The sequence below is a fragment of the Thermomonas sp. genome (genome assembly GCF_020850895.1).
Classification (GTDB): domain Bacteria; phylum Pseudomonadota; class Gammaproteobacteria; order Xanthomonadales; family Xanthomonadaceae; genus Thermomonas.
Genome location: NZ_JADZDS010000020.1, coordinates 1 through 6,346, shown reverse-complemented (window position 1 = coordinate 6,346; position 6,346 = coordinate 1). Strand labels below are relative to the sequence as shown.

The window sequence follows — 6,346 nt, the reverse complement described above, 5'->3', positions numbered from 1 at the left end:
CGCGCTTCAGCTGGCGCCCGCTGGCGATGTAATACGCGAACAGCAACGCCACCAGCGCCAACTTCGCGTGCAGCCAGCCGCCCTTGATCCCGAAATGCAACCAAAGTGCCAGCCCACCGACGAAGGCAAGGCCGAACATCACATGGCCAAAGCGGTACAAGCGCCTGCCCATCAGCAACAGGCGCTCACGGACCGCCGGTTCAGCACCGGCCTCGGCGAGGTTGACGAGGATGCGCGGCAGGTAGAACACCGCCGCCATCCAGGCGATCACGAACACGAGGTGGAAGGTCTTGGTCAGCAGATAGGCCATGCGCGGGCTCAACGACAGATTCGCCATTAGGATGCCACGATGACCAAGACCTACGACCGCGCCTACTTCGACCGCTGGTATCGCCACGGCGGCATCGGCGGTGCCGTACGGCTGGCGCGCAAGGTGCTGCTGGCGGTGGCGACCGCCGAATACCATCTGGAGCGCCCACTTCGCACGGTGCTCGATATCGGCTGTGGCGAAGGCGCGTGGCGCGCGCCGCTGCTGAAGCTGCGACCGAAGTTGCACTACCTGGGTTTCGACGCCAGCGAATACGCCATCGCCCGCTACGGCCGCCGGCGCAACCTGCACTACGCGCGCTTCGGTGACTTCGCGCAGCTGCGGCCCTGCCCGCCGGTCGATCTGCTGGTTTGCAGTGACGTGCTGCACTACCTGCCGACCCGCGAACTCGACCGCGGCTTGCCGGCACTGGCGGAGCTGTGCGGCGGGGTCGCTTTCATCGAAGCCTTCACCCGCAGTGATCAGGCGGTGGGTGATGAGGTCGAGTTCAAGGCGCGGCCCGCCGCGTTCTATCGCAAACGCTTGCGCGCGCTGGGTTTGCACCCTCTGGGTTCACATTGCTGGCTGTCACCCGGTCGAGTCGATGCCGCCGCAGCGCTGGAGCTTCCGGCCTGACGCACGAAAAAAGCGAACTGGATCACATTCCACCGCGCCCAGCGCGTTATGCTGCATCGCCGCAAACGGGGACTTGAGCAGCCGATGGTGCTTTACCCATTCCATGAACTCTGGCGCACGGGCCTTGCGCCCTTTGCATACTGGGCCGACGCCAACGCCCGCATCTACTCCGCGCAGGACAGCTGGCTGTCCGCGCTGCCCGGCTCGCAGCGCACCGCAGCCGGTTTCGAGCTGATGTACCGGCTCGGCAAGGACTACGAGAAACCCGAATTTGGCATCCACCAGATCGACGTCGAAGACCGGGCGATCCCGGTGGTCGAACGGGTCGCGCTGGAAAAACCCTTCTGCCGCCTGCTGCGCTTCAAGCGTTACCACGACCAGGCCGACGGGCTGGCGCGGATGAAGGATGACCCGACCGTGCTGGTGGTCGCGCCGTTGTCTGGCCACCACGCCACCTTGCTGCGCGACACCGTGCGCACCCTGCTGCCCGACCACAAGGTCTACATCACCGACTGGACCGACGCGCGGATGGTGCCCACCGATGCCGGCGCGTTCCACCTCGACGATTACGTCGCCTATGTGCAGGAGTTCATCCGCCACATCGGCACCGACAATCTGCACGTCATCAGCGTCTGCCAACCCACCGTGCCGGTGCTGGGCGCGATCTCGCTGATGGCCGCACGCGGCGAGTCGCTGCCGAAATCGATGACGATGATGGGTGGCCCGATCGACGCCCGCCGCTCGCCCACTGCGGTGGACAACCTCGCCACCCGGCAGCCGCTGTGGTGGTTCGAGAACACCGTGATCCATACCGTGCCACCCAACTATCCCGGCGTCGGCCGCCGCGTGTATCCGGGCTTCCTGCAGCACATGGGTTTCGTGGCGATGAACCCGGAACGGCATGGGTCATCGCACTGGGATTTCTACCAGGATCTTGTGAAGGGTGATCTCAGCTCGGCCGAATCACACCGCAAGTTCTACGACGAATACAACGCAGTGCTGGACATGCCCGCCGAGTATTACCTCGACACCATCCGCACCGTGTTCCAGGAGCACCTGCTGCCGCGTGGCCTGTGGGACGTGGCCGGCGAACGCGTCGATCCTTCGAAAATCCGTGATTGCGCGCTGCTGACCATCGAAGGCGAACTCGACGACATCTCCGGCCAAGGCCAGACCCGCGCCGCGCATGACCTGTGTACCGGCATTCCCGACGACAAGCGCCAGCACATCACCGCCATCGGTGCCGGTCACTACGGCATCTTCAGCGGTCGCCGCTGGCGCACGCAGATCTATCCGCAGGTTCGGGGGTTCATTGCCGAACACGCAGCGCGGCAACCCGTGCCAGCCGCCGGCAATCGCGAGCCAAAGCAGCGCGCTCCACGCAAGAACGCCCGCGGTTAGCGGCCGCGCTCCTGCCCTGCTCGGCCTTATCCAGGACTGCTGACCAGCATCGCCTTGGCCAGCCGGCCGTGCATGCGCCCGACGAACCGCGCCAGGTGCAAGGTGGCGAACAGCGCCAGCAAGCCCAGCACCGGCAACAGCACGCCAAGCCAGGGGGCTTGTTGGACGGTCAAGCCGTTCCAGACGGTGACGTGGTCTCCGTAGCCAAAAACCGTCGTGATCGGGGCAGCGATGAAGCCCAATGACAGGCTCAGCCCCGTGACCACCACGGTGAAATAAGCGACTCCGAGCGGCAGCATCGCGAGGAAGTAGAGCATCGTGCCCCAAGTGCGCGGATCGGTGAACATCGCGCCGATGCGCTTGAGGACAGGTTGGTTCCGATCGGTATACAGCGGGCGGCGCGGCATCCGTTCGCCGAGCATGACCTCGACGATGCGCCCCTCGACCAGTGCAAGGATGCGGGTGGCACCGATGAACAGGATCACGAACGGGATGCCGATGATCAGCACCGCAAGCCCGGCGGACAATGACGCGCCGGTCACGACCCAGGTGAAGTAGAACGTGCCGGTGGCCAGAGCCAGCAGCATGTAGAACAGTGCGCCGTAGGTCTGTGGATCGACAAGCACGCCGAAGAACTGGCCGGCCAGCGACTTGCGGGGCGCCGGCGCCGGCGCACGCAACGCCGTCTGGACCTTGACCTCGGTCTCGCGGTAGATGTCGGCCACCTCGTCAGGCGCGCCATAACTGCCGGCGACGGAAGAAATCACCTCGGCCTCGGACTTGCCGGGGTTGGCCGTCAATTCCGAACGCAGATATTCCTCGGCGTCGTACAGCGCGTCCTGCGCCATTGCCGGATCGCAGCCGGCAAGTGCCGCTCTCAGGCGTTCGAGATACGCAGGGATGGTGGTGGGCAGGTCGGCGTTCATGGGTTGGCATCCTTCAGTACGGCATCGAGGGAATCACGGGTGGCACACCAAGCGGCGCACCATTCGGTCAGGGCTTCCCGCCCGGCAGTGGTGGCGCGGTAGTAGCGGCGCGGCGGGCCGCTGGTGGACGGCTCGACGAAGCTTTCCAGCAAGCCGCTGCCTTCCAGGTTGCGCAACACCGGGTAAAGTGCGCTTTGCTTGCCGGCCAGCACGCCAGCGCCGAACTGCTCCAACCGCTTGGCGATCTGGTAGCCATACATCGCATCGGCACTGGCAGCGACCACCGCCAGCAACGCCAGCGACATGGTGCCGGCACTGAGTTCCTTGTGGAATTTGCGTAACAGGGTTTCGTCCATTTCCGCGTCTTCGCTAATCTGGAGTAAATGCTATTACTAATTTCGATATAGTGAATATGCCAGTAGTCATGCAATTCGCTATGCTTTCGGCTTCACCCCCCGGAGCCCGCCCATGCGCCGCGCCCTGCTCGCCTTCGCCCTTGCCGTCGCCACCACCACGCCCGCCGTCGGGCAGGATGTCGGCGCGCCGCCCAAGCCGCGCAGCGCGCAGGACATCATCGACGCCGCACCGGCCAGCGCCTGGCGTGAGCTCGATCCGGCCAATACCCTGTACCTGGAACTGGCGAGCGGTCGCGTCATCATCGAACTGGCGCCGGGCTTCGCGCCCGAGCATGTCGCCAACATCAAGACCATGGCCAAGGGCGGCTTCTGGGATGGATTGACGATCTATCGCTCGCAGGACAATTTCGTGGTCCAGTTCGGCGATGCCGAGGGCGAGGAGGCCGGCAAGGCCAAGCCTTATCCGGCGGACACCAGGACCCATCTGCCGGCCGAATTCACCCGCAGCGCTGCCGGCGTACCGTTCGACCACCTGCCCGATGTCGATGGTTGGGCGCCGCAGGTGGGCTTTGCCGATGGTTTCCCGGTCGGGCGCAATCCGCAGACCGGCCAGATGTGGATCGCCCACTGCTATGGTGTGGTCGGAGCCGGCCGCAACAACGCGCCCGATTCCAGCATCGGCGCCGAACTCTACGCCGTGATCGGGCAGGCGCCGCGCGCGCTGGATCACCAGCTCACCGTGGTCGGCCGGGTGGTCCAGGGCATGGAACTGCTCAGCGTGATCACGCGCGGACCGGCGCCGATGGGCTTCTACACCGATCCCAAACTGCGCACGCCGATCCTGTCGATCAAGCTGGCCAGTGAAGTGCCGGCAGACCAGCGCACACCGCTGCAACTGCTGCGCACCGACAGCCAGGCCTTCATCGACGCCACCGAGGCGCGGCGCAATCGCAAGGACGACTTCTACACCCAGCCGCCCGGGCACATTGATTTGTGCAATGTCCCGCTGCCGGTGCGGACGCCGCCCGCGCGATAAGACCTCTCAACGTCCATGGATGCCCGCTTTCGCGGGCATGACGGATTGGAGATGACAGGTTCAACGCGCGTCGTTCCCGCGAAAGCGGGAACCCATGGACGTTGGCTCTTTCATGGATGACTCCAGAAGCGTCCGCGTCTATCCGCTTTCGCAGGCATGGCGGGCTGGAGTTGGGCGCCCACTTTCGGGTCTGGGCATGACGCCTGTCATCGCATCGGTGTGACTCATGGCACGTTGTCATGCCTTCCCCAATCGCGCATTGTGGACACAGTTTGATGCCGTCGGATACCTGACATGACCCACCGCTGCCCCACCGCTGCGCTGGCCGCGCTGCTCGTGTTGTTTTCCCCGATTGCATTGGCAAAAACGCCGGTAGCAATACCGCCCCCCACCACGACGCCGCCGGCCGCGACCACCTGCACCGCCATCCCCCTGGCCGCGCCCGATGCCGCCGCAGTGCGCACATCCAGCGCGCCCGACGCCTGGGGCGGTCCGCGCGCCGCCAACGCGGCCACCTTGTCCGACCGCGTGGTGAGCTACTCGATCGACGCCACCCTCGACCCCGACAAGCACACCGTCACCGGCAAGCAGACCCTCACCTGGCGCAACCGCAGCGCCCAGCCGGTGTGCAGCATCTACGTGCACCTGTATCTGAACGCGTTTGAAGGCCCCGGCAGCACCTTCATGACCGAAAAGCGCGCCAGCGCCAGCGGTTTTCGCAGCAATGTTTCCACCGGCGATGGCGAATACGGCTACATCCGCCTCGACCGCGTGGCCCAGGGCGGCGCAGCGGCGAAGTGGACCTACGTGCAGCCCGACAACGGCCCGAAGACCGATCGCAGCGTGGTCCGCATCGACCTGCCGCAGCCGGTGGCACCGGGCGCCAGCACCATCTTGAACATCGATTTCTTCGACCAGCTGCCGCGGGTGGTCGCCCGCACCGGCTACTACGGCAGCTTCCATCTGATCGGCCAGTGGTTTCCGAAGATCGGCGTGCTGGAACTGCCGGGCGAACGCGGCGCCACCGCGCCGCGCTGGAACGCCCACGAATTCCACCTGCACAGCGAGTTCTACGCCGATTACGGCAGCTACGACGTGCGCCTGACCGTGCCCAAGGGTTACACCGTCGGTGCCACCGGCCAGGAAACCGGCGCCCCCGTCGAACGCAACGGCAAGGTGACCCACCGCTACGTCCAGCACGACGTCCACGATTTCGCCTGGACCGCCGACAATCGCTACGCCAAACCGCTGGTGCGCACCTGGAACGGCCCGCGGGGCCCGGTCGAAGTCCGCGTGCTCTACCACCCCGAATACGCTTCCAATGCCGAGCCGGTAGCGCAGGCCACGATCGACTCGCTGGCGTATTTCTCGCGCACGCTCGGCCCCTATCCCTACAAGACCGCCACCGCGGTGGTGCCGCCCTATGGCGCGGCCGAAGCCGGGGGCATGGAATATCCCACCTTCTTCACCGCCGACAGCACATCGGAGGTGGCTGCGGGCAGCCTCGGTCGCTTCGCGCTCGACTTCGTCACCGTGCACGAGTTCGGCCACGGCTATTTCTACGGCATCCTCGGCTCCAACGAATTCGAGGAGCCGATGCTCGACGAAGGAATGAACGAGTACTGGGACCAGCGCATGATGACCGAGCGCAACCAGGTCTTGAACCTAACCTCAGCGTGGCTGG

Annotated in this window: 7 protein-coding genes; 4 read left to right on the top strand and 3 right to left on the bottom strand. The window is 65.4% G+C overall.

Annotated features, from left to right (window positions below; all coding sequences use genetic code 11):
- On the bottom strand, positions 1 to 310 hold a 310-nt coding region (locus tag IT472_RS01890), incomplete at its 3' end, for a CopD family protein (protein ID WP_297177525.1).
- A 39-nt stretch (positions 311 to 349) separates the two neighbouring features.
- Between IT472_RS01890 and IT472_RS01885 the strand changes: the two genes are divergently transcribed.
- Positions 350 to 943, top strand: coding sequence for a class I SAM-dependent methyltransferase (locus IT472_RS01885; protein ID WP_297177522.1), 594 nt, complete (start codon positions 350 to 352; stop codon positions 941 to 943).
- Positions 944 to 1,030: 87 nt separating this feature from the next.
- A complete protein-coding gene (gene phaZ, locus IT472_RS01880; protein WP_297177528.1) occupies positions 1,031 to 2,344 on the top strand; it encodes a polyhydroxyalkanoate depolymerase in 1,314 nt (437 codons plus the stop codon).
- 26 nt (positions 2,345 to 2,370) lie between these two features.
- On the opposite strand, the gene IT472_RS01875 is transcribed toward phaZ, so the two are convergent.
- Both IT472_RS01875 and IT472_RS01870 read right to left on the bottom strand, forming a co-directional pair.
- Positions 2,371 to 3,270: a sensor domain-containing protein gene (locus IT472_RS01875; RefSeq protein WP_297177518.1), complete on the bottom strand. Its 900-nt coding sequence runs from the start codon at positions 3,268 to 3,270 to the stop codon at positions 2,371 to 2,373.
- Positions 3,267 to 3,626: a PadR family transcriptional regulator gene (locus IT472_RS01870; protein ID WP_297177515.1), complete on the bottom strand. Its 360-nt coding sequence runs from the start codon at positions 3,624 to 3,626 to the stop codon at positions 3,267 to 3,269. The genes IT472_RS01875 and IT472_RS01870 overlap by 4 nt, the downstream gene beginning before the upstream one ends.
- 124 nt (positions 3,627 to 3,750) lie before the next feature.
- Here IT472_RS01870 and IT472_RS01865 point away from each other — a divergent pair, with 124 nt between their 5' ends.
- Positions 3,751 to 4,662 (top strand): peptidylprolyl isomerase, encoded by a 912-nt coding sequence (locus IT472_RS01865; protein ID WP_343231797.1) that lies wholly within the window; start codon positions 3,751 to 3,753, stop codon positions 4,660 to 4,662.
- 294 nt (positions 4,663 to 4,956) lie between these two features.
- Positions 4,957 to 6,346 (top strand): M1 family metallopeptidase (locus IT472_RS01860; RefSeq protein WP_297177510.1); only part of this gene is annotated, 1,390 nt, incomplete at its 3' end.

Excerpts from the sequence above, each read along its gene's own strand:
- IT472_RS01885 (WP_297177522.1), top strand. The coding sequence starts at position 350 with ATGACCAAGACCTACGACCGCGCCTACTTCGACCGCTGGTATCGCCAC.
- IT472_RS01875 (WP_297177518.1), bottom strand. The coding sequence starts at position 3,270 with ATGAACGCCGACCTGCCCACCACCATCCCTGCGTATCTCGAACGCCTG.
- IT472_RS01870 (WP_297177515.1), bottom strand. The coding sequence starts at position 3,626 with ATGGACGAAACCCTGTTACGCAAATTCCACAAGGAACTCAGTGCCGGC.